Annotated in this window: 28 protein-coding genes and 1 pseudogene; 19 read left to right on the top strand and 10 right to left on the bottom strand. The window is 68.5% G+C overall.

Annotated elements, in window-relative coordinates:
* Positions 1-96 precede the first annotated feature (96 nt).
* From ACWCPY_RS26075 to ACWCPY_RS26035, 9 genes and pseudogenes are all read right to left on the bottom strand, one after another.
* Entirely contained in the window at positions 97-498 is a 402-nt protein-coding gene (locus tag ACWCPY_RS26075; protein ID WP_451268804.1) for a hypothetical protein, read from the bottom strand.
* Positions 499-554: 56 nt separating this feature from the next.
* Positions 555-986: a DUF6083 domain-containing protein gene (locus tag ACWCPY_RS26070; RefSeq protein ID WP_451268802.1), complete on the bottom strand. Its 432-nt coding sequence runs from the start codon at positions 984-986 to the stop codon at positions 555-557.
* 572 nt (positions 987-1558) lie between these two features.
* A pseudogene (locus tag ACWCPY_RS26065) lies at positions 1559-1663 on the bottom strand (Uma2 family endonuclease); the annotation flags it as partial.
* A gap of 38 nt (positions 1664-1701) precedes the next feature.
* The gene (locus ACWCPY_RS26060; RefSeq protein ID WP_451268824.1) at positions 1702-1917 is read right to left on the bottom strand and encodes a hypothetical protein; all 216 of its coding nucleotides are present in this window, start codon (positions 1915-1917) and stop codon (positions 1702-1704) included.
* A 167-nt stretch (positions 1918-2084) separates the two neighbouring features.
* Positions 2085-2336 carry a hypothetical protein gene (locus ACWCPY_RS26055; protein ID WP_451268800.1) on the bottom strand — a complete coding sequence of 84 codons (252 nt, stop codon included), beginning with the start codon at positions 2334-2336 and terminating at the stop codon, positions 2085-2087.
* Positions 2333-2665: a hypothetical protein gene (locus ACWCPY_RS26050; protein ID WP_451268798.1), complete on the bottom strand. Its 333-nt coding sequence runs from the start codon at positions 2663-2665 to the stop codon at positions 2333-2335. The genes ACWCPY_RS26055 and ACWCPY_RS26050 overlap by 4 nt, the downstream gene beginning before the upstream one ends.
* Before the next feature lie 77 nt (positions 2666-2742).
* Positions 2743-4563: a hypothetical protein gene (locus ACWCPY_RS26045; RefSeq protein ID WP_451268796.1), complete on the bottom strand. Its 1821-nt coding sequence runs from the start codon at positions 4561-4563 to the stop codon at positions 2743-2745.
* A gap of 176 nt (positions 4564-4739) precedes the next feature.
* Positions 4740-6368 (bottom strand): hypothetical protein, encoded by a 1629-nt coding sequence (locus ACWCPY_RS26040; RefSeq protein ID WP_451268794.1) that lies wholly within the window; start codon positions 6366-6368, stop codon positions 4740-4742.
* Positions 6369-7102: 734 nt separating this feature from the next.
* Positions 7103-7849 (bottom strand): GntR family transcriptional regulator, encoded by a 747-nt coding sequence (locus tag ACWCPY_RS26035; protein WP_451268792.1) that lies wholly within the window; start codon positions 7847-7849, stop codon positions 7103-7105.
* Positions 7850-8103: 254 nt separating this feature from the next.
* On the opposite strand from ACWCPY_RS26035, the gene ACWCPY_RS26030 reads away from it, so the two are divergent.
* From ACWCPY_RS26030 to ACWCPY_RS25955, 16 genes are all read left to right on the top strand, one after another.
* Positions 8104-8265: a hypothetical protein gene (locus ACWCPY_RS26030; protein WP_451268790.1), complete on the top strand. Its 162-nt coding sequence runs from the start codon at positions 8104-8106 to the stop codon at positions 8263-8265.
* Positions 8262-8690: an HNH endonuclease gene (locus ACWCPY_RS26025; protein ID WP_451268788.1), complete on the top strand. Its 429-nt coding sequence runs from the start codon at positions 8262-8264 to the stop codon at positions 8688-8690. The genes ACWCPY_RS26030 and ACWCPY_RS26025 overlap by 4 nt, the downstream gene beginning before the upstream one ends.
* Position 8691: 1 nt before the next feature.
* Positions 8692-8859 (top strand): hypothetical protein, encoded by a 168-nt coding sequence (locus ACWCPY_RS26020; protein WP_451268786.1) that lies wholly within the window; start codon positions 8692-8694, stop codon positions 8857-8859.
* Between the two features lies 1 nt (position 8860).
* A complete protein-coding gene (locus tag ACWCPY_RS26015) occupies positions 8861-9214 on the top strand; it encodes a hypothetical protein (RefSeq protein ID WP_451268784.1) in 354 nt (117 codons plus the stop codon).
* Complete coding sequence (locus tag ACWCPY_RS26010; protein WP_451268782.1) at positions 9214-9612, top strand: hypothetical protein; 399 nt, start codon at positions 9214-9216, stop codon at positions 9610-9612. Before ACWCPY_RS26015 ends, ACWCPY_RS26010 begins: the two co-directional genes overlap by 1 nt.
* Positions 9613-9631: 19 nt before the next feature.
* Positions 9632-9940, top strand: coding sequence for a hypothetical protein (locus ACWCPY_RS26005; protein WP_451268780.1), 309 nt, complete (start codon positions 9632-9634; stop codon positions 9938-9940).
* A 172-nt stretch (positions 9941-10112) separates the two neighbouring features.
* Positions 10113-10331, top strand: coding sequence for a hypothetical protein (locus ACWCPY_RS26000; protein ID WP_451268778.1), 219 nt, complete (start codon positions 10113-10115; stop codon positions 10329-10331).
* A 144-nt stretch (positions 10332-10475) separates the two neighbouring features.
* Positions 10476-10832, top strand: a complete 357-nt coding sequence (locus ACWCPY_RS25995; protein WP_451268776.1) for a hypothetical protein — start codon at positions 10476-10478, stop codon at positions 10830-10832.
* Between the two features lie 70 nt (positions 10833-10902).
* A complete protein-coding gene (locus tag ACWCPY_RS25990) occupies positions 10903-11511 on the top strand; it encodes a hypothetical protein (protein WP_451268775.1) in 609 nt (202 codons plus the stop codon).
* A 23-nt stretch (positions 11512-11534) separates the two neighbouring features.
* Complete coding sequence (locus ACWCPY_RS25985) at positions 11535-12728, top strand: hypothetical protein (protein ID WP_451268773.1); 1194 nt, start codon at positions 11535-11537, stop codon at positions 12726-12728.
* A 24-nt stretch (positions 12729-12752) separates the two neighbouring features.
* Positions 12753-13082, top strand: coding sequence for a hypothetical protein (locus ACWCPY_RS25980; protein ID WP_451268771.1), 330 nt, complete (start codon positions 12753-12755; stop codon positions 13080-13082).
* Positions 13083-13204: 122 nt separating this feature from the next.
* Complete coding sequence (locus ACWCPY_RS25975) at positions 13205-15154, top strand: hypothetical protein (protein ID WP_451268769.1); 1950 nt, start codon at positions 13205-13207, stop codon at positions 15152-15154.
* 114 nt (positions 15155-15268) lie between these two features.
* Positions 15269-17437 carry a hypothetical protein gene (locus ACWCPY_RS25970; RefSeq protein WP_451268767.1) on the top strand — a complete coding sequence of 723 codons (2169 nt, stop codon included), beginning with the start codon at positions 15269-15271 and terminating at the stop codon, positions 17435-17437.
* An 8-nt stretch (positions 17438-17445) separates the two neighbouring features.
* On the top strand, positions 17446-17625 hold the full coding sequence (locus ACWCPY_RS25965) for a hypothetical protein (protein ID WP_451268765.1): 180 nt from the start codon (positions 17446-17448) through the stop codon (positions 17623-17625).
* Positions 17622-18257 carry a DUF6197 family protein gene (locus ACWCPY_RS25960; protein WP_451268763.1) on the top strand — a complete coding sequence of 212 codons (636 nt, stop codon included), beginning with the start codon at positions 17622-17624 and terminating at the stop codon, positions 18255-18257. Before ACWCPY_RS25965 ends, ACWCPY_RS25960 begins: the two co-directional genes overlap by 4 nt.
* Positions 18254-18754 (top strand): protein kilB, encoded by a 501-nt coding sequence (locus ACWCPY_RS25955; RefSeq protein ID WP_451268761.1) that lies wholly within the window; start codon positions 18254-18256, stop codon positions 18752-18754. Before ACWCPY_RS25960 ends, ACWCPY_RS25955 begins: the two co-directional genes overlap by 4 nt.
* A gap of 241 nt (positions 18755-18995) precedes the next feature.
* Here ACWCPY_RS25955 and ACWCPY_RS25950 read toward each other — a convergent pair whose 3' ends face one another.
* Positions 18996-19391 carry a hypothetical protein gene (locus tag ACWCPY_RS25950; protein WP_451268759.1) on the bottom strand — a complete coding sequence of 132 codons (396 nt, stop codon included), beginning with the start codon at positions 19389-19391 and terminating at the stop codon, positions 18996-18998.
* 207 nt (positions 19392-19598) lie between these two features.
* Here ACWCPY_RS25950 and ACWCPY_RS25945 point away from each other — a divergent pair, with 207 nt between their 5' ends.
* The 3 genes from ACWCPY_RS25945 (at position 19599) to ACWCPY_RS25935 (ending at position 24111) form a co-directional block, all read left to right on the top strand.
* Positions 19599-20063, top strand: coding sequence for a hypothetical protein (locus ACWCPY_RS25945; RefSeq protein WP_451268758.1), 465 nt, complete (start codon positions 19599-19601; stop codon positions 20061-20063).
* On the top strand, positions 20044-21621 hold the full coding sequence (locus ACWCPY_RS25940; protein WP_451268756.1) for a terminase large subunit domain-containing protein: 1578 nt from the start codon (positions 20044-20046) through the stop codon (positions 21619-21621). Before ACWCPY_RS25945 ends, ACWCPY_RS25940 begins: the two co-directional genes overlap by 20 nt.
* A 594-nt stretch (positions 21622-22215) precedes the next feature.
* Positions 22216-24111: a hypothetical protein gene (locus ACWCPY_RS25935; protein ID WP_451268754.1), complete on the top strand. Its 1896-nt coding sequence runs from the start codon at positions 22216-22218 to the stop codon at positions 24109-24111.
* The last annotated feature ends 44 nt before the right edge of the window (positions 24112-24155 follow it).

The raw sequence follows: 24155 nt of genomic DNA, 5'->3' as shown, positions 1-24155 counted from the left end.
CGGGCCGGGCGGCGTTGCTGGTGGAGGCACGGCTGTACCCCGGGCCAGAGCGCTGATCCGGGGTACAGGGGGCTGGGTTGAAAAGCTGATCACCGCCTAAGAAACGCCGCCGCGCGGGATAAGCGCCAGGTGCTGCACATCGCTGTCGAGCAGTCCGAGGTCAGCCGGAGTCATCCCGGCCGCGGCGAACTGTTCGGCCGGAGACAGGCCGGGGAACCGGGCGCGCAGTAGCAGCAGGTCGGCGAGGGCCGGCGAGATACGGTCCATGACGTCCGGGCGGCGGGTCGCGAAGTCCGTGATCGCGTCCGATTCCGCCTGTTTCGCTTCGAGTTCCGCGACTCTGGCGCGGGCCGCGGCTGCCTTTCGTTCATACGTGGCCAGCGACTCAAGGGCGGCGGCCTCCGCCTCCTTTGAATGGCGGTAGCGGTCCCGTGCGGCGTGATACGCGCGGATGATGGATTCGTACGACTCTCCGTCGGAGTCCTGGTCAGTGGTCACGTCAGTCCAACGACTCCCACCCCGGGCAGGGTGCGCGTCACGCCGGGCGGCTGCGGTCAGCCGGCGTCGGGGAGGGCCCAGTCGTCGGGGAGGTTGAGCAGGCGCTGGGCTCGTCGGTTGTTCTCCTGGCGGAGGGCGGTGGTCCAGGGCCAGGGGTCTTCGGGCTGGAGGTAGGGGCAGACCACGCGGTGCGCGATGCGGCACCGGGTTCCGGGGAGGGGTTCGGCGTCCCAGAGGTTCATCGCGGCCCCGTCGGAGGTGATGATCCAGCGCCGTCGTGGGGGCACGGTGTGGGCGGGGACGAGGATCCGGGGTTCGAGGAGGACCCAGTGGCCTTCGTAGTGGGTGGCGTAGCGGTCCTGTGGGAGGTCGCAGAACGGGCAGTCGGGCGGGGCGGGTGGCCGTGGGGCGGTGGCGCCTTCGAGGAGGGCGTGGAACGTGTTGTCAGTACTGTCCGGACCTGGTGTGGTGTTTCCGGTATCCCCCATGTTTCACAGGGTCCGCACGGCTCGTCGGGGTGGGTAGAGCGCGATCCGGCCGTGCCGGGCGAGGAAGAACCTGCCCGGTGTGCTCCCAGGCGTCACATGGGGCATGCTGCGGCGCAGTAGCACCTTGGGTCCAGGCTGAACTGGCACGCCCTGGCCTTCTTCTTGAGCGGAGTCAGCACTGGTCAGCGGCCTGAAGCGGGTACGGCGATCCGTTACGGGTGACGCTTTCGCGTACCTGCTCTGTCCGGTGACGCGCTCGGTGGGCCGCCTGCCGGCACGCCGAGCGGTCGTAGACGGCGTCGCGGCGGTGCCCGTGCCCCAGAGCGAACCTGCGGCCGCACACCGGACAGTGAGTCACGAGCTCGGTCTCGACGCCCAGGGTGTACCAGAGGCCGATAGCGACGGCCTCGGCGTAGTCGCGGCGCCACCGTCGCGCGGCCGCCTTGCAAGCTGGGCTGCAGAACTGCCTGTCGCTGCGGGCCCTCGCCGGCAGCGGCTTGGAACAGTTGATGTACGCGCACCGGCGCACCCGCCCGGCCATATCTCCACCGTACGCCGCCCCCGCGCTGTGCTCAGGCGGGCGTCAGGCCGCCTGTGTCCAGGTCCAGGTTGAACGGCTCCGGGAGGCGCAGCACCGCGCCGAAGGGGTGGGGGCCGTCGACGCGGGTGTAGCCCAGGTGGCTGGTCTTGCGCAGCCACGAAAGCTCGCGGTGAATCAGGCGAGACCGGGATCGGCTGATCCGAATAGCTTCTTGAACAGGGCCACAACCGCTGCTGCGATGGGCTGCGCGTGTCCCCAGGCCTTCGTGGCCTCCTGGGCCGCCTTGCGCGTCGCACGCAGCGCCCCGACCACCTTGTCGCAGCACAGAATCAGGCTGTCAAGGAACTCGGCGCACCGCGACCATTTCGAGGGGCGGGGCTCTTGGTCCATTGGTCGACTCCTTGATCGGGTGTGGGCGTACGGCGGCCAGCGTTACAGCGGGTGCTGACCGCCCGCCGGAAAACGACGGAAGGCCACCCCTGGAGGTGACAGGAGTGGCCTTGGCGTGGATTGGTGAGGTAGTGCGTCAGGGAGCCGGGCGGTATCCAGCGGTCGGTTCAGGTCGGGCCGGCGTACGCGATGGCGAGGACGGTGAGGGTGCGGGTGTCGCGGCCGACGAGGATCACCGCGGTGACGTGTCCTTGGGCGACGGTCCGGATGATGCCGTCATCCTGCCCGTACGGCTCGGACGCGGCGGTCGGGTCTTCCTGGGCGTCGACGAGCACCAGGGCAAGGTCCCGCCGGGCGAGTTCGGGGAGCTGCTTGTACGTGTCGAAGACGTCTGCGGGGAAGTGGAGCCGGTAGGTCACGCTGCGCCCTGACCACGGTCCTGGCCGCCGGTGTGCCCGTGGTCCTGGTCGCGGTCGTGGCGGGGGCCAGCGTCCCGCAGGATGTCCACGGTCACGTCCCGGGCCTCGAGCCCGTCAGGCAGAGCACCTCGGGCCGCCACGCTCATTCGGGCTGCCTCGATCATCGGCCGGGCCGCCTCAAGTGCCTCAGCCGCACCCGCCCACCCGTCCAAGACCGCGGGCAGGTCCTCGATCGGGGTCAAGTTCACGTCCTGGAGGAGCTGCTGCCTCGACGCGGAATGTGGAAGCGCGACATGTAGCCGGTCCACCGTCCAGTCCTCGTGCCCCATGGCTGTCTCCTCCCGCGCAGTCAGGTGGCCAGCGTAGCGGGCGGGCCGTGCCGCGTCGGGCCCTTCTGGGGCGAGTGCTACTCCGCAGGGTGGCTGGCTGAAGTTGTGGCTGCGGTATGCGCTGCTCGGATCAGCGCCTGGTGTTCATCGTCCAGGTTGCGTGGGGAACGTCCCTTCTTTCGGGTCTGGAAGAAGACCACAGTGCCGTTGACGATGCCGTATCCGCCGCCCAGGAGTTCCACCATTCTGGTGGCCACGGGGTTCGGCTTATGGGTCTCTCGGTCTTCAAAGACAGGGACCAGAGCGTCGAGCGTGGCAGTGCCGTCCAGTGGGAGACCCTCTGTCATGGTGCCGACTTCAAGATGCATCTGTCGCGTGGTGGCGGTCAGGATGGACAGGGTGCCGGTGGGCGGCACGGAGGCAAATGTGACGGCCGGTGTGTGGTCCGGCTCCTTCTTTCCCTCAAGTAGATCTGCCAGCCATTTGTCCCTGTCGAACGGTTCCTTCTCGACTTCCGAGGAATCGGCGAGGTCATGGTCGAGTTCCAGAGTGTCACGGCTGTTGACGCGCTGGTGGAGGGTCTTGAAGTGCGTGAGGGCGGTGCTGGCCTCTTCGCGTTCGGCGAGGAAGCGTACTGCGGTGCCGTGCATGGCCGGGCGGGGCACCGAGTTGGGTACGTCGTAATGCGGTACAGGGCGGTCCTTGGCGTAGCCGATGCGGCGCTCGAGGTTGGTCACGGAGGCGGACGCGACCGCACCGGGCTTCAGGCCCGGGGTGCGCTGCCCCCACGCCACGGAACTGGCTGCTGCACTCCACGCCACGGCGATCACCTGCTCAAGGACGTAGCCGTTCTGAATGGCTTTCAGAGCGAAGTCGTACGCGTCGGGGAGGCGGTGCTCGGGGATGGGGGTTTCGTCATACCGGTTGGTGAGGAGTCCGTTCAGATAGTCGACGGCCATGCCGGCCTCGAGCTGCTGAACGATCTGAGCCACCGCGGCCGTGTGTTCGGTGAGGTAGTCACGCAGCTGCCTGGTCACGGCAGTGATGGCCTCGCGGGTGGTGGGCCCGAGCCAGCGGGGGAACGTCCACGAGACGGCGTCAAGGTACATGCTGGTGGCTTCGCCGTCGTCATTGAAGGCGAACGAGTCAAGGGAAGCGGGCGTCGTAGCGGCGAGCCAGTGCTCCTGGTACATCTCGCGGACCAGCTCGATGTCTCCACTGGAGGAACCGGTGACGGTGTACTTCAGACCCTTCAGGGGGCCGAGGGACTCCAGATTGCCGCGTTGCAGGATGTCGGAGACGGCAAGGAGTGCGAGGGCCTGGCGGGGTTCGGGGTAGGCGAGCGGCTCGTCGGCTCGCAGGCTGCGCGCCAGCCAGCGAGACGCGCTCTCGATCTTCTGTTCCGCCGCCTTGACGGCGCGTTGCTTCTCAAGGGCCGCCGCGGCAGCAGCTTCGACCCGGGCGCTCTCGCGGCAGTCCTGGCAGGTCGCCCGAGCCGGCACCGGCTCTTGAGGGAAGGCGTCGTTCCAGTGCCCGGTCGCGGACATCTCGGACCGGCTGGTCACCGTGAGCGGTGCTGTGCACTCGGGGCAGACCACGGTGAGCAGGGACACCCGGCAAGCAGTGCGCACAGTCCGCGACACGAACGTCGTCTGCCCGATCTCAGCCACGTTCCGAGCCCACGTTCCGGGCTGGGTGAACTCCCAGTAGGCCCGACAGAGGGCCTTCGCGTCATCGGTGATGTCGTCGTTGAAGTGCAGCTCGATCAGAGGCTTGCCAAGGTTGGGATAGAGCACCCGTTCAGGTGCGGCTGGCGTGCCCGTAGAGACGCGCAGCTGCTTCGCTGCTGCCTTCTGCTTCGCCCGCTGCCTCTTCCGGCGCTGGTCACGCTTCCCCATAGCGTCCCCTCCTGCTGAGTGGCCGTCAGGATATCGACGAGACGGGACAAGCAGTCGAGTTCTGGCCTGAAGCACCCACATAGGTGTTGCTGCTCAACTCAGGGCTAGTTCTGGGCGTGCCGACGCCCCCGTCCTTGGTAAAGGATCGGGGGCGTCCTGCTGTATTGCGCAGCTGGTCAGAACGGGGCGGGCAGGCCTTTGTTCTCGAGGAAGTACTGCTCCGCGGCCTCGTCTTCGCAGTCCCCGCACAAGCTGCGGCCCGGAGCCAGCAGGCGGCCACACATGCCGTCGCGGCCGTCGCACTCGCCCTTCTTGCGAGCTGCCTCCTCAGCGCGCGCCTGGGCAGCCCAGTCCTCCGTCGAGCGAGGCTCCGAAGAGGGCTGTACGGCCCGCTGAAGCGGAACCGGGGCATCTGGCGAATCCGTGCCCCCCGCGCGGGAGTTAGCGCCCCCAGACGGCTTGGGGCCGTACTTCCGGGCCTGCTCCGCCTTCCAGTCCGCGATCCGCTCCGCACACAGCCGGCAGGGCGCACCGGTGTCCAGGCTGGCCCCGTTCTCACACCGCAGGTCCGGGCAAGCGAACCGGTCCCCGCGGCGCAGCGGCCGCACCAAGGCGACAGCAACACCGACCGGCTTCTCGAACCGGCCGAACTCCGCCCACTGGTCCGCGAACCCATGATTCGACCACCGGTACCAGATCCGCTCACCCATCTGCTCCACCGTCCGGCCCTCACCCATCGCCGTCAGGATCGCCGACGACAGAGTCGGGACGTCCGGGAGACCACCCTCGGCGTCGAGGAGCTCACGGGGGAACAAGGCGCGCACCCGGCGGACAACGTCGAGCTGCTCCCGGGTGTGGGCCGCCTTCTTGCTGCCGCTCTCCTGTCCTCGAGCCGGCCCGCGGGTTTCGTTGTGCTTGGCGGGGGAGGGGCTGGTCTTGCGGGACGCGGCGGAGCCGCCTTCACGCGCGCACGCGCTACTACCTGAGGTTGAGGAGCTTCGCTCGTCCACGGGGCTACGCCCCGAAGGGGCATCAGCTTCTCTCTCTTTCTTGTTTCCCTTACTTGTAGTTCCAGTGCGCTGCACCGCACTACCGAGGTGCGCTGTACCGCACTGCGTAGTGCGCTGTGCCGCACTACCAGAATCTCGTTCACTGGACCCCGCGAGGCCAGCTTCCTCAGAGGCGCCCTCCCCTGCATTTTCCGTAGTGCGCTGTACCGCACTACGGGGCGACAGGGGGTGCCCCCTCCGGCGGGCCGTCCAGAGCCTGTGACACTCCTTCAGCCAAGCGCGATGGCCCACCTTCGACACGGGAGCGGAAGGCTTGGCGCCCCGACTCTTCTCGTCCTGTTTGATCCGAGACCAGACGTCTTCGATGTCCTTGAGCCACGACTTGCGGTCGACGTAGTACTGCTTGCACCCGTCCGGGTCCTCGCGAAGCCACTCCCAGACCTCGGCGTGCGACGACGGCCCGTCCCAACCGCGGGGAGGCGTGTCGTGAATCTTGTAGAGGTTCCTCGAGCGCATCTTGGCTACGTGCCGCTCCCGCTCCGCACCAATGGCGTTGATGGCCTCGAGTTGGCGGAGGTAGGGGTCCATAGTTCGGGCCTGCTTGTCGCCGGCCAGCATCGCGAGGAAGTCGCGCGGCGGCCACGCGGTTCCGGTGCCCAGGTTCTCGTTCACATGGGCCTTGATGTCCCAGTAGATAGATCGGGCGTTCGGATCCACCCCGGAGACGGCAACCCAGTCGCCCAGCATGGTGAAAGGGGCGCGTCGGCCCTGCTCGAACTCTTCGGCATCGTTCACTCGGTCACCCCCGCCGTACGGAAGATCACGGAGCGTGGGCTTGCAGGGGTAGGGCTGCGCCCGGGTACTCTGCTCATGGATGAGCTACCTGCTCTCAGGTATGGGACTCGTTCGATGCAGCGGGGTACGACCCGCTGTTGTGCTTGGACGGCCGGCGGGGTGCTGCCCCCGCCGGCCGTTCGCGCGTCCAGGACTACCGCGAACCGCGGTTATGCAGGGACGTAACCGGTTCATGAGGCGCTCCGTGTCGACCGCGGTGCCTTGTCCGGGCCTCGGCCGACGATGGGGTGGGACTGGAAGAACTCCAAAAACGGTCCTGTCTCCATGACGTCCGCCCGTGCCACTTCCCAGTACGGGTACGGGCGGTCGATGCCAAAGGGCCAGTCGGGATGCCTGTAGGCGATGCGCCGGACGCCTTCGCGGGTCATGTGCAGGCACAGGCCGAGGCGCATGAGGAGCTCGGCTCCGGTAGCAAACGTGACTACGGGTGGGGTTCCAGTGACCGTGCGAGGGTCTCGGTCCTTCATCGGAGCCCCCGGTCTGCTGTTTTTGCGCCCCGAATGAACGCGAGAGTCACGCCAACAAGTAGTCTCAAAGCGACGGCCTTCCTTTGATGAGGGTTGGTGCGTCAGTGCTGCCGACTTCGCAGGTCGGTAGTGCAAAAGGACGGTCGGCCGGTCTCTACACCGGTCGGCCGTTCGTGCGTCCGGGCTGGGTGCTCGGGCGCGTCAGGTTCAGGCGCTATCAGCCCCTTCCCGCGGGCGTAGCGAAGTGGTCCAGCGGAGAATCGTCGAACCCTCTGCAACCTTCACGGCCACCTCGACGACACGGCCGTCTTCCAACGTGACCGTGCGCACGACCTGGGTGACGACCACGTCCGTCGCGGTCAGTCCCAGGGCCTGCTTCTCCGGCTCCGTCGCGAGTCGGCTGGTGACCTCCTCAAGAACCTGTTCCTGAGCAAGACCGAGACGTGAGGCGGCCAGCTCCCGCGAGGCCCCGGTCGATACCGGCTCCTTCAGCTCGGGAGTCACCGCGATTACGTACGCGGGGTAGTAGCTGCTGCTCAGGTGCACAGGTGTGCCGCCCCTGCTTACGACCCGGCGGCGCACCTGAACGGGCGTGCCCGGGTCTACCTCCAGCCGGGGGGCTACCAGTGCGTCAGCGCCGACGGTTCCGACTTCGAGGATGCGCGAGGACTCGCCCGCTTCTAGGGCGCTACCTGTAGCGGCGTGCATGGACACACGGCTGCCGATACTGGTGCTGGCTGGCGTGGCGACGACGGTCTTGCTGCCTGGCCTGGTGAGTACCAGGCCCTCCATCTTGAGGGCCCGGAATGCGCGGTTGACGGTCGTATGGGCTACGCCGAAGTGGTCGGTCGCTTCCCGATAGCTCGGCATCTCATCGCCAGGTCTGAGTGTCCCGTCCTGGATCTGCCGTCGGTAGTACGCGGCGATCTCCGCGGATCCAGGCGTCTTCGCCATGGCCTACCTCCCTTCTGTGTCGCGTTACTGCTCACTCCATTGTGAGTAGCGGTGTCACTCCAGAGGTTAATCCATCGACACATGTTGCGCTACTACTAGCGCTAGAGGTGTCACTTGGGCTACGTTGTGGATGTCGGAAACGGCGGGAGCCCAGAAACGCCGAAAGGCCCAGGTGCGCATACACCCAGGCCCTTCAGGGACCCCAAAGGATCCGGCGAACCGCCCCAACCTGCGCATACAGGAGGTTGATCCGCGTGAGTAAGCCTAATGGCACCGCCGGACACACCGCACGCACCATCGACACCGACTTCAACGAGGCGCTGCGCCGCACGGCCACAGTGCCCGCTCCTCGCCGGCTGATCGCCGCCGGTGTGAAGCGCGGCAACGGCCGCCTCGTCATCAAGGCGGTGGCATGAACACCACCGACTTCCCGATCGATCCCCAGCTGATCGCAGCCGTCGAGGCCGCTTTCCTCCACACCTTCACTGCCGTCCCGGACGCATGGATCGCAGCCGCTCCGAAGCGAAGGCAGAGCCTCGACAAGGCCAAGCGGGTGCGCAAGCTGGTAGCGCTGAAGAAGCGAGACGGTAGGCGCTGCTTCTACTGCCACCTGCGTCTCTGCTCCTACCGGCCGGCGACGTTCGATCACCTCCTCCCGCGCAGTCTTGTCCCTGGCTGGTCCGTGAAGAACCTGGTGCTGGCCTGCAGTGAGTGCAATGAGGCCAAGGGCAGCCAGGTCCACGCGGTCTTGATGCCGATGTTGGCGGCCCTGGTGATGAACCAGCTGCGTCTGAACGCGGGCCCGGTCGAGCGCAGCCTCGTCCTCAAGGCGGTGGCCTGAGATGGCGAACACGACCCGCATCGACATGGCGAACCCCGACGGTGACGCCATCCGTACCGCCGCCGACAACGGGCAGAACCTTGAACTCCACGACTCCACCCGCCCGGACGTCGCCCCGATCGTTCTCGACGACTTCCTGATGGCCGTCATCCGTGGGGAGGTGGCGTGAGATGGACCGCGAACTTCGCATCCTCGCCCTGCTGGCCCAGCTCCAGCGGCTCAGCCCCGCCGACGCCAAGACAGCCGCACGCCTGACCATGCGGAACGCCGACGGTGACTTCATCGGCGAGGCGCTCCTCTCCGACAAGGCCGTCACCGCCCTCACCGAGTCCACGCTCTCTCTGAACCTGCACCTGCAGAGCGAGCCCACCGCGCCGAGCACCGACATCGACCCGGACCTTGAGGCGGAGTTCGAGGAGCACTGCCTCGGCCTCGACACCGAGTACCTGATGGCCATCGCCGAGCAGGACCCGCACCGGGCCGTAGCCGCGTTCGACGAGATCACCGCCGAAGGCGACCTGTGATGGGCGACTACGGGCCGGTCCACACCGACGGCAACCAGGTCCCGCCCCTCGACGACGACCTCGCCGGCGTCCTCGACGACCTGACCGGCATCCACCCCGGCATCGACCACCTCCGCAACGGCATCCGACTCCTCGCCCTCGACCGCCACACCACCGACAAGACCCAGACCCTCCTCGCCGCCCTCGCCGGATCCTCTGACGGCACCGACGTCCTCACCGCCCTCGCCCACCTCATCGCCCGACTCAGCGCCGCCGACACCAACCCGTGCCTCCGCAACCTCCCCCTCAACCAGCAGAAGGCCGTCCAGCAACACGGCGAAACCGCCCTGTTCGATCTGACTGATCCGAAATTGCATCAGTCGGCCAGCGAAGCCTCCGGTGCCATCAGCAGCCACTGACCCCGAAAGGACCAGCCCCATGACCACCAGCACCCAGCCCCTGACCCCCGCCACCCTCATCGCTCGGTACGCCGCTGGCATCGCGTTCGTCGCCGAGGAGCAGCCCGCCACCACCATCAGCGACTTCACCTACCAGATGGCCGTAGCCGCTGAGAACTTCGAGGCCGCCGGGATCGACGGCGGTGACGAACTGGAGACCGGCGGCCAGTACCTCGCCGACGCCGACGCGGCCACGGACGACAGCAAGCGCGCCGTCCTCCTCGGCCAGGCCGCCGAGTACCTCGCCCGCGCCAACGACATGGCCGACGAGTACCGCGACATGGTCTGACCGATCAGCCGCGCAGCCCCGGACCCGGCATGACGCTGCCGGATCGGCAGCTCGCCGACCGTGAGGCCCGCCAGCCCCTCACCCACTGACCACTCCTCCCGCGGGGTCCGGCCGCCGAGCCGACAGACGACCGGACTCCGTACCCGCCCGACAGCCACGAAAGGACCCACCCATGAAGTTCAAGCTCAGCCCCACCCGTGAGGCCGCGATCACCGCAAGCCAGCGCGCAGAGAGCGACCTGGTCGCAGCTCAGAAGGACGTCTCTTCGGCCCGGTCGCTGCCCGAGAAGGCCGCCGCAGCAACGCGCGTGGCCGAGGCCCGCGAGACCGCCCGGGACGCACAGGCCAAGGTCACTGCCGAGCACGCGAAGGCGAAGGCCGCCGGCCGGTAACCCCCCCCGGGGTCCGGTCGCCGAGCCGACAGACGACCGGACCCCACACCACCGCCCTGGAGCACGGCGCGAGGCCGCCGGATCAACTCCGGCCCAAGGCACTCACCACCACCCACCAGCTGAACACCCGGAAGGAGCACCACCGTGACCCCCGCCCAGTTCCGCAACCAGCACGGCAACCCCACCACCTGGACCGACAGCGACATCGACAGCTACCAGGTCATCGCCGAGACCAGCCACGAAACCCGCCTCGCCTTCCGGATGCGCCGCCTCACCTACCCCGCCTACCAGGCACTCCAGGCCATCCACCACCTCAGCACCAACACCGTGGCGACCATGGCCGGCCTCGCCCTCATCGCGTACGCCTCGCTCACCCGCTCGACCGCCGTCAACGCCGCACTCGTAGGCATCGGCCTCTACCTCGCCTTCGCCTGGGGCATCGACGGCAACGAGAAGGCCTGCCCGATCTGCCGCCGCAACCGCCGTCTCGATGCCGCCTGATGCACAGCCACCGCGCCGCCTACACCCACCAGACCGGCCCCGCACTCGCCTGGAAAGGACACCGAACCCGATGACCACCGTGACAACCCAGTGGCACGACGGCATCGAGCTCAACGGCGTCCCCTACCCCACCCGCAACGACGCCCCCGCTGTCCAGGGCGACAGCGACAACGCCTACGACCTCCCGTCCGACCTGGTCGACTACGCCCGCGCCGTCCACGAAGCCGGACACGCTGTCGCCGCACTCATCGGCGGAGCCCACCTCCACCACGCACAAATCGTCAAGGGACCGGCGACCACCCCCGAAGGCGGAGTAACCGCGGTCTGCAATCTTGCCGACGGATGCGCCTACGCCACCTACTCCGCGGCCGGCGAACGCGCCGTCAACCGGTGGCTCCACGAAGACGGCCTGTGGACACCGGACCGGGCCGTCGCCAACGAAGTCGGCGCCCACGCAGACCGGCGCTCCTTCCTGGCCATCAACCCGCACGTCGGATTCGGCGACAAGGAGATCGACTACGCGGTCGTCCACGACCTCGCCGACCACGCCCTGGACCAGCACTGGGCCGCCGTCACCCGCGTCGCCCACGCCCTCAACCACCACGCGCACCTCACGGGCGGCGAAATCGCCCGCATCGCCGGACTGCCCAACCGGACCCGCCCCTCCTGCACCGCCTGACCACCGAAAGGACACCGATCCCGATGACCACCACCCCGGCTACGCAGCCGACCACCAGCCCCGCCCCGGGCCGGCCCCTGCACGACGCCGGGGACGAAACCACCGAGAAGCTCTACCGCGGCAAGACGGTCTCCGACTGGGCCATCCGCATCGTCCTCGTCGCCGTCATGACCGCCGCCCTCGCCGTCGGCACCTGGTCCATCTACACCCTCCTCACCAAGGTCTTCCAAACCCCCGACTTCGTTGCCGTCCTCGGCTGCGGCATGTTCGACGGCGCCGCCCTCTTCTTCGCCCTCCTCTCCCAGCGCTACGCCACCACCACCGATAGCGGCCTCGCCCCCCGCGCCGCCATGCTCGTCATGGTCGGAGCCAGCAGTTGGGTCAACTGGAAGCACGCCCAGATCGAGAACTGGGGCACCGTCGGCGGCGTCATCCTCGCCTCAGCCCCCGCAATCGCCGAGCTCGCCTTCCTGATGTTCCACCGCTTCGCCCACCGCGAGACGCTCCGGAACCTCGGCCGCGTCCCCCAGGCGCTCCCCACCCTCGGCAAGTGGGCGTGGCTCGCTCACCCGCATCGTTCCGGGAAGACGGTCGACGCTCACATCAAGGCCGCGCTCACCGAGCACGAGGCGATTGCTGACCGCCGGGAGGAGCTCGCCGAAGAGCGCGCTCGGAACATCGTGAGCGCTCACGCTCACCCGACGGCGGCGCTCGCTCGTGACGCTCACGCTTACCTGACCACGCCCGCTCAGGAAGCAGCTCCCGCTCCGGCGCTCACGCTCACCACAGGCGCCCAGATGCTCAGCGAGCCCGTTGAGCGTCCGGCGCTCACCGCGCCCGCGCTCAGCAATGACGCTCACAAGGCTGAGCGCCCCGCCCCGGCAGTCCTCCCGGCCGACGATGAGCGCGCCGCAGACGCTGAGCGTGAGCGCGCTCAGGTCAGCGCCCCCAAGGCTGAGCGCGCTCGCGGTAACGCCCAGAGCGCCCCGAGTCTGAGCGAGCGGAAGGCGCTCAAGGGGCGGCAGGACGTGCTCACGCTCACGCTCTACACCACGCTCGGCGGACGCCCTGAGTGGACCGAGATCCGCGACGCGCTCGTGAGCGCCGGACTTGAGAGCGTCTCCCGGCCCACCGCTCAGCGAATCCGCGAGCGCGTCGAAGCCGCGAATCCCGAGCTTCCCCGTGAGCGCCGGACCGCGCTCAGCGCAACCAACTGACTGACCTGACAGGAGCCCACCCCGATGACTGCCGCGCTCGCACTCTCCTCGTTCACCAGCCCCGACGTTCGCCCCACCGGAGCCAACGCCATCGAGACGACCGAGGCCCGCATCCCGGACCTGGACATGGAGGAGATCCGCGCCGAGCTGTACGCAGCCCTCCAGGACATCGAGAACCTGCGCCACCAGCACCCCTACAAGGCCTCCGGATACGCCGGAGACCCGGTCTACCGACCCATCGCCCCGGACACGAACCGTGACGTGCCGGAGGGCAACGTCAACACCAAGACCAACACCAACTTCGGGACCCACACCCCCATCCAGGCCCCCAACCCCCGGGAAAACACCCTCTGATCAGCGATTTCTTCGCTGGTTGGCCTTGGGGTTGGCGTTGACCTTGGTCTCCAGGTTGGCCTCCCGAACATCACACACAGCAACACCCGCCGTCGTCTGAGCCCCGAGAGAAGGACCCGTCCGTGAGCACCGACAGCTTCAATCTGGCACCCGCCGAGGCCGGTGCCACACTCACCGCCCCGCAGCCCACCACCGACACACCCGCCCCGAAGAAGAAGACCAAGAAGCAGGACACGTCCCCCGAGACCCCCGCCGACGGCACCGTCGCCGGAGCCGTCATCCCCGGCGCCGCGCTCACCGGCCTGATCAGCCTGTGCTGGATGATCCACCAGTTCGGGCTCCCGGCCGTTCTCGCCGGCGTCATCGCCTGTGCCCTGGCCGCGAGCGCCGCCCTCGTCGCGAATGCGCGGCGCGGCACGCGGTCCGTACGAAACGCGCGGAAGAACGCCCTGGGTGCCGTCGGTGGCGGTGGGGGAGCAGGTCCTGGTCGCGGGAAGGGCGGGGGCGGGCAGTCCCTTCGCTCGGGTTGGGGTTCCTTCGGCGGGTCCGGGCGCGGCGGCAACCGGAAGTCCGGCGGCGGGTCGCTGGGCGGGTTCGGGGGCGGAGGGAAGGCAGGCTCGACGGGCGGGTCCGGTCGGTCCGGCGGTTCCGCCTCACTGAAGCCCGCGGGCCTGAACACGCCCAAGAACGGGTCGGGCAAGGCGAAGCCGGGCGCCACGCTCAGCCCGGCACCCGGCCGCACCGGCGCCGGTGCCAGCGGTATGGGTGGTGGCGGGAAGAACCGGATCCCGAACCAGCCCAAGCACCGCGGCGGCACGACGTCCACCGGTCTCGGGTCTGTCGGAAACGGCACCGGGGCGGGCAACCGGGGCGGCCGGGGAGGCCAGGGCGGACCGAACCGGAAGTCGCCGGCCGCCGACCGGCTCAGCCGCATCCACGACCGGAAGCACACCCCCGGCACCCAGAACACCCCGAACATGAAGCCCTTCAAGAACGCCCCGAAGAGCGGCACCCCCACCCGGCCGCTCAGCAAGAACGAACTCAAGAAGGAACGGGCCCTGAAGGAAGCCGCCCGTAAGAACGGAGCCGCCGCTCTCGAGCTGACGAAGAACGCACTCAAGGACGCCAGGAAGCGAAAGGAAGCCGAAGGCACCCGCCGCCAGCGCAAGGTCCGCGACCGGCTCGACAAGACCCGCGGCAAGGTCAAGCGAATCAAGCAGTTCCAGAAGGACAAGGCGGAACTCAAGGAAGCACGCTCCGACCTCTGGCGCCTGTGCAAGCTCCGGATCAAGACGGCCGCCGGACGCGTCCGCACCGCCGTCCGCCCCGTCACCCGCCGCTTCTCAAGGGCGGCCGCCCACGTGTGGCGCTACGGCACCCACGCCTTCAACCGCGCCCACATGATGCTCGGCACGATCCGCTACGCCGACCTCGGCCCGAACTGGGTGCGCCCCCTCGCGAAGCTCCTGCACGCCGTCACCAGCCCCGTCGCCCGCCTCATCCACGCCACCGGTTCCTGGAACTGGCTCAACAGGTGGATGTACCGCAACACGACCACCCAGCCCGACCCGAACGGCCCGAGGCTCAAGCCCGTCTCCCCGGCAGCCGTTGCCGCAGCGGTCATCCGCGATCACGCCGCCCACCAGGCTGTCAACAGCCCGTGGGACGCACCATCACCGAAGGGATCACCCACCATGTCCTCCTCCCTGTCCGGAGCCATGCCGCTCGCCTACGCCGCCGAAGCCGTCCGCAACGCAGGCATCATGCTCCTCATCAACCCCTCCGAGAACATGACCGGCTACGAGGCGACCATCCGCCAGCTGTCCGACGTGCAGGCCGCGATCAGCCAGGTCATCCAGGCCGCCGCCGCCTCCACCCGCGAGAACTTCGCGGTCAACCCCGTCATCAGCGACGCCTACGACGACACCGCCCAGTACGGGTACAGCCTCGCCGAACGCCTCGACGCGATCCCCGTCCTGTTTCGGATGGTCCACGCCGAACAGCTCGAGAACCTCGAGAACCCCACCCCGCAGGCCGCGAAGTGGGACATCGGCGCCAACCTCAACGACTGACCCACACCCACAACCGATTCACCGCAGGACCAGTTCTGAACAGCACCACCGGCCGGGCCCGCACCCCGCAGGCCCGGCCGCCACCCCCACCCACACCACCAAGGAGCCCATCCCGTGTCCATGTTCGACCGCCCCCGCAACCACGAGCCGATCCCGTGGCGGCACGGCACCATCACCACGCCGCTCTACACCGCGGCCACCGTGTACGCCGGCAGCCTCGTCATGGACCTCGCCACAGACGGCACCGGCCTCCCGATCGCCCTCATGGGCCTCGGCTCCGTCACCGGGATCGTCACTGCGGCCGCGTCCCGCTGGTTCCGCGCCCGCCACCAGACCGGCCCCGCCCGCATCTTCCACACCGCGTTCACCGCGACCTGGACCGCCGCCACCTACGCCTGGCTCACCTGGGCCTCCTACGACTCCCCCTGGACCATGGCCTCCGCCGCCACCGTCGCGATCGCCACCGCCGCCCTCACCCCCGCCTACGCCGTCGACCGCTACCTCCGCCACGACGTCATCGCCGCCCAATGGGCCGAGGAAGCCAAGCAGAACCAGGTCATCGACGGCAACGAGTGGGAGCTCCTCTTCGAACAGGCTGGCGCCCGCGGCGTCAAGGTCCAGACCGACTCGTTCACCACCCGCGGCGGATACGCCCTGCCTCTCAAGCTCACCGGCACCCCGTACGCCCAGATCCTGCCCATGCTGCCGATGATCGAGACGAAGAAGGGCGACCTGCGCACCGGCGCCCTCGACCTGCGCCCCGGCGATAGCGGCCTCGCCTCCGACGCCATCCTGTACGTCTCCACTCGCGACGTCATGTCCGAGGCCGTCGACTTGCCTGCCGACGCCCACCCCCTGACCATCAACGAGCCCCTCACTCTCGGCGTCCTCGAATCCGGCGAACCCTTCGAGATCAAGTTCCGGCAGAACAGCGTGTTCATCGCAGGGAAGAAGGGATCCGGCAAGTCCGTCCTCCTCCACTGCATCATCAGCGTCATCACCCGCTGCACCGACGCCGTCATCTGGATGATCGACATGGCCGAAGGGAACACCGCCAAGCGGTGGCTGCGCCCGTGGGTCGAGCAGTGGAAGGACCAGCACGGCCGGCTCATCGACCGGCCCATCCTCGACTGGGTCGCCACCAGCGTCGAAGAAGCCGTCCGCCTCCTCAAGGCATCCGTCGCCGTCGCCGATGGCCGGGCCCGCCGCATGCCCGGCAGCAAGATCCGCCCCACAGCGAACATCCCGGCCCTCATCGTCATCACCGACGAGAACCCCGAGCTCATGTCGTGCGTCCCCGAAGCGATCCAGGAGAAGGTCCGCGGCATCAAGAAGGGCCGCAAGGCCGCCGTCGACTACATTGACGCAGCCCAGCGCGGCACCGGCCCCAACACCGGCGGCGGCGAAGTCATGTCCCAGTACGACACCGTCATCGGCGGCCGCTTCCCCAAGAAGGCCGAGGGCCAGTTCGTCTTCCCCGACTACTTCCAGCGCGTCGACCTGTCCAAGCTCCCCGGCAACGGCTCCTTCTACGTCCTCGACGAGACGCGCTCCAAGACCGGCATGGGCCCCGAGAAGTTCAAGGGTTACTTCATCTACGACGACGACGAGCACCCCGACGGCACCGAGGCCCGGGTCATCGAGGAGAAGGCCGTCGAACGCTGGGACATCCGCCCCGACCTCGACAAGGACTCCCAGGCCGACGCCGAACCGTACGGGTACTCCACCCGCTGGGAAGACAAGGCCCGCATCGCCTGGCTCCTCGACGCCATCGGCCTGCCCACCCCCACCCACACCACCCCTGCCGCGCCCGGCCCGACCCCACAAGGGCCGGCCCGCCCCGCCCGCCCGTCGGCCGCCGCAGCCACCGGAACCATCGCCCCACTGCCCTCCATCGACTCCTACATCGAGCGCGCCAAGCAGAACCAGAACCAGGACCAGGACCACCAGGAAGCAGCCGAACCCCAGCTCGACCCCGCAGCACTCGAACGCGTCCTCGCCGAGGCCGAGAACCTCACCAAGCAGGCCGCAGTCGACCTCATCAAGCCGAAGAAGGACCGCCGACACCCCCGGCGGGACGAGGTCACCGACTGGGTCAAGGCAGCAGGCGACGACGGAATCACCGTCGCCGACATCCGGACCCGACTCGAAGGCCTCTACCCCGAAGAGCAGCCCCCGTCCGACACCGCCATCCAGAAATGGTTCGCCGACCACCCCAACATCGTCAAGCCCGGCCGCGGCATCTACTTCTGGGCCGACGACCCGAACACGACGGGGGAGTAGCACCACCCATGCACGGCACCACCCCGCACCAGGTGATCGCCGCCCGCCTCCCCGGCGGGCGGCTCCTCATCGCACAACTCGACCCCCACACCACCGAACACCGAAGCCCCCTACGGCGCGTACTCCGCGCCAACCGCATCGACATCCCCCTCACCACGAGAAGGGACCAGCCCCTGGAGACCCGTTGACCGCCCCCCTGACCCCCGACCACCTTGACCGCGAGGCCGCCCTCCTCTACGACACCGCCGCCTGGCAGCAAATCGTCACCAACTGGCGGTACACCGCGGCGGAGCCCACCCCGCAGGCAGCGCCCGAAGCGACCCAGGACCCGACCGACACGAAGCTGGGGAACTGGCGGAGCCTCCTCTCCGCCCCCGTCGACCAGCTCATCGCCGACGCCGTCCGGTCCATCCCCGCCGCCCCACCCACCGAGCGCACCCTCCCCGGCCGCATCGGCGCGATCCTCCCCGACCGCCTCCACACCTGGCGCCGCATCGGACAAGCCGACATCCGCCCCTCCACCCACCTCGCCTACACCCGGCAGGTCCTGGCCGAGTGGGGATGGCAGAACCAGCCGTACAAACTCAGGAACGGCCGCGGCGCCCGGTGCCTGTGCGGCGGAATGCTCACCGCACACCGCCTCGGCTACGGCTCCACCAACACCATGAACCAAGCCGGCGCCTGGATCCTCACCGAACTCCGCGCACAGGGATGGACCGGCCTCATCGGCGCATGGAACCGGACCCCCGGCCGCACCGCCACAGACGCTCTCAACCTCATCGACGCCACCATCCGCCGCGCCTCCCACGCAGGCCAATGACCATCCACCGAAACCCCATGGGCATCCTCGAACACCTCGCAACGAGACAGGAGACCACCGCCATGCTGACCGCCATCGTGGCCGTCCTCGGCACCCTCGCCGGATCCGCCATCGCCCACCTCAGCCAGCGCGCCCACCGCAAAGCCGACGACGCCCGTGCCCGCCGCACTGAGGCGCTCACCGCCGTTGCCGAATTGGCGACCGCACTCGCCAACCACAGGCGGGCAATGTGGGTACGAGAAGACCTTCGACTACGAGGCGAGGACTGGGCCAGCGCCCGCGCCGAGTCCCACGCCACCAGGTCCGCGATCACGGCCCCGCTGTTACGGGTCCAGGTTCTTTTGCCCTCCATCGCGGACGCGGCTCAGACCGCCGCCCGCGCCGCGTACAGCCTCCGGGCATCTGAGTCGGAGAGTAGGCTCCGTGCCCGCCGTGAGCACGCCATCACCACCACCGACGGCCTCGTCAACGCAGCCGCCGCCGCGATCGCCGCCTAAACCGGGGGAAGAGCAGCCCGGACAAACCCCCATCCGTACGCCACGATTGACTTGCACGGCCGGCCAGGGAGCCCCGGTGTCCCCGCGCCCACTCCCCGGCCAGGCCGTGCCACACCGCGTAGCCCCCGGAAACCCGGGCACCAGACCATATGACCCGAGCTTGAGCAGGCACATCCCCCGACCCGCTCAAGCCACCTCGGCCCCCACCAGCACCCCCCCGGCTGGTGGGGGCCGAGCCACGTCACGACGCGGCCGGATGCTCCCGGAACCACGCCACCATCTGCTGCAGCGGCTGCGACACCGCGAAGCTGTTGCCCTTCGCGCCGAGATTGTCCCGCCCGTAATGGTCGGCCCGCTTCTCCGCCAGATCCACGAACCCGATCGGCTCGCCGTACTTCGCCGGGTCCTTCGCTTTCATCGCCGCCCGCACATCCACCGCAGCCTTCAGCTTCGCCGTCACCAAGTCCTGGCACTCCGGAGCCGTCTCACACCCCGGCGCAGCCGCGGCCGAGTACGCGTCCAGCGCCTCCTGAACACCCATCACCGACGGCGACGCCGACGTGCTCGCCTTGCTGTCACCCCCACTGCTGCCGTCATCGTCGGAGCCGCACCCGGCCACCCCGAACGCCAGCACCACGACAACCGCCCACCCCGCACCACGCATAAGCCTCATGCGGCGCAGGATCCCACCCAGACCGGGCGGGGGGAAGGAAAACCCCGGCATCAGGGATCATCAGTAGCAGGCGCGGGGCCTGACAACGACAAAGCGGGAGCCCCGACCGCCATGCCAGCCTCCAGAGCAAAGCAAGCCGACACCGCACAGCGCCGCACCGAGATGCTGCGCATGAAGCTCAGCGGCAAGTCGGTCACGCAGATCGCCGAACACTTCGGCATGACGCGCTCCACCGCGTCCAAGGACCTCAGCCGCATCATCCGCAAGGCCCGCGAGCTCGAGATTCAGGAAGCCGAGCTGTACCGCGAGGTCCAGCGGGGCCGCCTCGAGACGCTCCTGCTCGGTGTATGGCCCGACGCGATCGCCGGCGAACCGAAGGCATCCGAAGCCGCCCGGAAGCTGATCTCCGACCTGTCCGACCTTCTCGGCGTCAAGGTGCCCGTCCGCACCGAGATCTCCGGACCTGACGGCGGCGACATCCCCTTCAGCAGCGGCGACCTGACCGAGCTGCGCACCCTCATCGCCATCTCCGATCAGCCGGACGCTGAGGCCCCCGACTTCGGGCACGACGACGAAGACGGCGAAGAGGGCAGCGGCGACGACCAGCCGGACGACGATGACGACGACGATCAGTAGGCGGCACCAGGAGTTCCTCGACGAGTACCGGTCCCTGCCTGCCGAGCAGCGCTACCTCGTCGCCGCCCGCGCCACCCCCGACCAGCGGCGCAAGCTCATGGCGATCGAGCGGAACACGGCCATGGACCGGTCGCCCGGAGCCATGGCGTCTGTCCTCACCGAGGGCCGTGAACTACAGGCGCCGCACCTGAACCTGATCGACCAGGCGTTCCAGCGCATCGCCGCGGGGGAGAAGCTGCAGGTCATGCTCACCATGCCGCCGCGGCACGGGAAGTCGCAGAGGGCCTCACGATGGGGCCCTCTCTGGTACCTGCGGCGCCACCCCGAACACCGCGTCATGATTGCCTCCTACGGGGCCGACCTCGCCGAAGGGCACGGACGGTGGGTGCGCGACCAGCTGCGCGAGTACCCCACGGCGCTTGGTATCCGCCTGCACTCCGGCTCCCACGCCGCCAACCGCTTCGACCTCGAACAGCGCCGCGGCTCATCCGTCACCGGCGGCATGGTCACCGCAGGTGTCGGAGGCGGTCTTACCGGCAAGGGCTTCAACCTCGGCATCATCGACGACCCCTTCAAAGGCAACGACGACTCCGGAAGCCCAGCCCAACGCGACCGCGTCTACGACTGGTACCGCTCCGTCTTCTACACCCGCCGTGCCCCCGGCGCCTCCATCCTGCTGATCAACACCAGGTGGCACGAAGACGACCTCTCCGGCCGGCTCCTCGCCCACGAACCCGAACGCTGGATCCAGATCGACCTCCCCGCCATCGCCGACAACGCCAACGACGCCCTCGGGCGCAGCCTCGGACAAGCTCTCTGGCCCAGCCAGTACGACGAAACCGACCTCGCAGACACCCGCCAGACCCTCGGCGAACGCATCTGGTACGCCATGTACCAGCAGAAGCCCCGCCCCCTCGAAGGCGGCGTCTGGAAATGGGCGTGGATCACCAACAACCGCACGGACCTCAAAGCCTGGCCGGGCATCACCCCCACCCGGGTCGTCGTCGCCGTCGACACCGCCGGCGGGGACACCGTCCGACGCGACTCGGCTGGCAACGACGAAGTCGGACTCGTCTGCGCAGCCCGCGACGCCGAAGGACACCTGTACGTCCTCGACGACCGGTCACGGAACATGGGCGCCGAGACGTGGGGCACCGAGGTCTGCCAGCTCGCGATCGACCGCCAGGCCGACGCCATCGTCATCGAGAAGAACTTCGGCGGCGACATGGCCGCACAGATCGTCCGCCAGGCATGGAGCGAGCTCGAGCGGGAGGGCGGCACGAACCGGATGCTGATGCCCGCCATCATCGAGGTTCACGCGAAACAGGGGAAACGCCTACGGGCCGAACCGATCGCCCAGCTCTACAAACAGGGCCTCGTCCACCACGTCGGCGAGCACACCGAGCTCGAAGGGCAGCTCGTCACCTGGATCCCCGGCATGGACAGCCCGGACCGCATGGACGCCGCCGTACACGGACTCACCGAGCTCGCAGATCCTGCTGGGGCGTCCGTCGGAAGCAGCTCGTACAGCGACCAGCGGTTGGCAGGACGCCGTTGACGACGTGAACATTGCCGGGAATTTGGTCTGCGACATTGCAGGTGCCGACATTGCCGGACTGTAATTCGCCCAGCAATCCGGGGGTGATTCACCGAGGAATGCTGCAAACCCAATGTCACATGGCTACATTGGCCTAGGTCACACTCAGCGCACTTGCGAGTGCGCTGAGGTGGGGTTGCGAGGCGGAACCCGCTGATCAGGACAGGTTCCGCCTCGACTGAGCGGACGCCGGACTAGCTGGTGGACTTAGCGCACAGATCCAGCAGCAACTGGATCAGGGCGATGTAGAAGGCCCACTGGTTGTAGTCCGGCTGTTCGTCCTCAGACATGATCACCCCCGGGCCCCCTGTTGGCGTACGGCCGGGCGGGGCCTGTCCTCCCGGCCGCGGCGACGGGAGGACGGTGGGGCAACCTGGCGAGGACGAACTTGCCGCGAACCACCGACTCTAGAGGGCGTGTCAGCCCGGTGGACGGAATCACGGATTATCACGCTCAAGCGGTAACCCGGCTTGCGTGAATTGAGCAGGGGCAGCGACCTGCCACATCGCCCGTACTCTGATCGCATGGCGCGGGGCCTGGTGCGGAGGAGTCCTGGTGGGTATCAGGCAGATCGCCATCCACGCGTGGAGCTGGCTGAACTACAAGCCGGTGTACTCGGACTCGATGGGCATGCCTAACCGGCGGGCGTTTCCCGAGGCGCAGGCGATGTGGGTGCCGGCTGAGGACGAACGGCGTCTCGCCGCGTACAAGCTGCTGTCCGCCTACGACCACAACCAGGCCGCCGAGATTGCCGAGGTTGTCGACGGCCCGCGGGTCCGGGACCGGCGCGAGTTCGGCGACCCGTCGATGTTCATCGACACTCTCGTGTCGAACGTCCTGGGCCGTGAACAGAAGATCGTCGTCCCTGGTGCGGAGAAGACCGGTGTCGACGACGGCGGGGCAGTTTCCGCCGCCGCGGCGGAACACGTCCAGGAACTTCTACGGGACTGGGCCAAGGCCGAACTCCTGCCGATGCGGCTCCAGCAGTGCGAACGCAAGACTGTCGCCCTCGGGGACGGCGTGTACCGCATGGCGTGGGACCCGGCGAAGAAGCGCCCCACGCTGAGGGTCACCGACCCCGGGTTCTACTTCCCCGTGATTGGGGAGGACGACGACGGCGGGGAGTACCCGCAGCGCGTCCACTTCGCCTGGGAACTCCCCGAAGACCCCAAGCGCGGGCTCAAAGCCAGACTGCGCCGCATCACGTACGAGCTGGACTGGATCCGGCCCCTGACCGTCGCCGGGGTCGACGAGACCGGCACCCGGGCGGTCCGCGCCCTGCCGCCCACCCCCGACTCCGACCCGGACGCCAGCGACGTGACGGACCCCGCCGGCCCCGCACTCACCCCCGGCGACGTTGTTGAGCCCGAGTCCGGGGCCATCGCCCGCCAGTACGCGTGGAACGACGAACCTTCCTACTTCACCTGCTACCTCACCGACGCCACGTGGATCATCGGCGACCTCAAGGGCAACGTGGACGTCGACTCGCTGCCCGCTGCTGGCGCCACATACGCAACTCGATCCGACGGTGAAGTCCTCGACCACCTCGACCTCCTCATCGACTTCATCCCGGTCGTCCACGTCCCCAACACCGTCCCGCCCGCCGAGGAGCACTGGGGGCAGTCCAGCCTGGCGAAGGCGTTGCAGGTGTTCGACGAGCTCGCCGGGTCGGACACGGACTCGGCCCGCGCCTCGGCAACGACCGGCCTGCCGATGCTTGCCGTGTCCGGGATCGCCGACGGCCGGCAGGAACTCTCCGCGAGCCCCGGCATGGTCTTCAAGCTCGGGGAGTCCGGGCGCCTCACCGCCGTCGACACGTCCGCGGCCCTGGCCGAACTCCGCAACCATGTCGGTGACCTGAAGGACCGGGCGTCCAACATCGTGCGGCTGCCCGCCGTATCCCTCGGCACGCTCAGCCCGTCCGAAGTGCCGTCCGGGTTCGCGATGCAGGTGTCCCTGGGCCCGCTCGACTCCCTCATTGGGTCTATGCGCCTGGCCCGCGAGCACAAGGAACGGCTTCTCCTCAAGTTTGTCCAGCGCCTCTACCTGGCCGGGCAGCACCCGGACTGGGCCGGTGTCACCCCGCAGGAAGCCGAACTCGTTCGCGGCCCGTACACCCCCACCGACAAGGCCGCCATCCTCGACCAGGTCGCGTCCGGGGTCCCCAATGGCGTCATCAGCCTGGAGACCGGTGTCCGCATGCTCGCCGACGCCGGGTTCCCGATCGACGACATCGAGAAAGAGATCGAGCAGATTCAGTCCCGCTCCTTCGAGCAGGCCCGGTTCCTAGCCGACGCCCTCGGCAACCCCGACGAAGTCGCCTCCTACCTCGGCCGTGAAGCCCCCGACGAGCCGGTCGCCCCCGCCGTGCAGCTGCCCGCCGTGCCCACCGACGACCAGGCCAACGACCCCATACAGCAGGGGCAGCAGGGGAGCAGGGGGAACAACTGATGCAACCCGTGCTTTCCTTGGATCAAGGCGCGGGGCCTGGAACA

Source organism: Streptomyces sp. NPDC002403, assembly GCF_053593015.1.
Note: the sequence above shows the minus strand (reverse complement) of the source record. Positions and strands in the feature narration are given on the sequence as shown.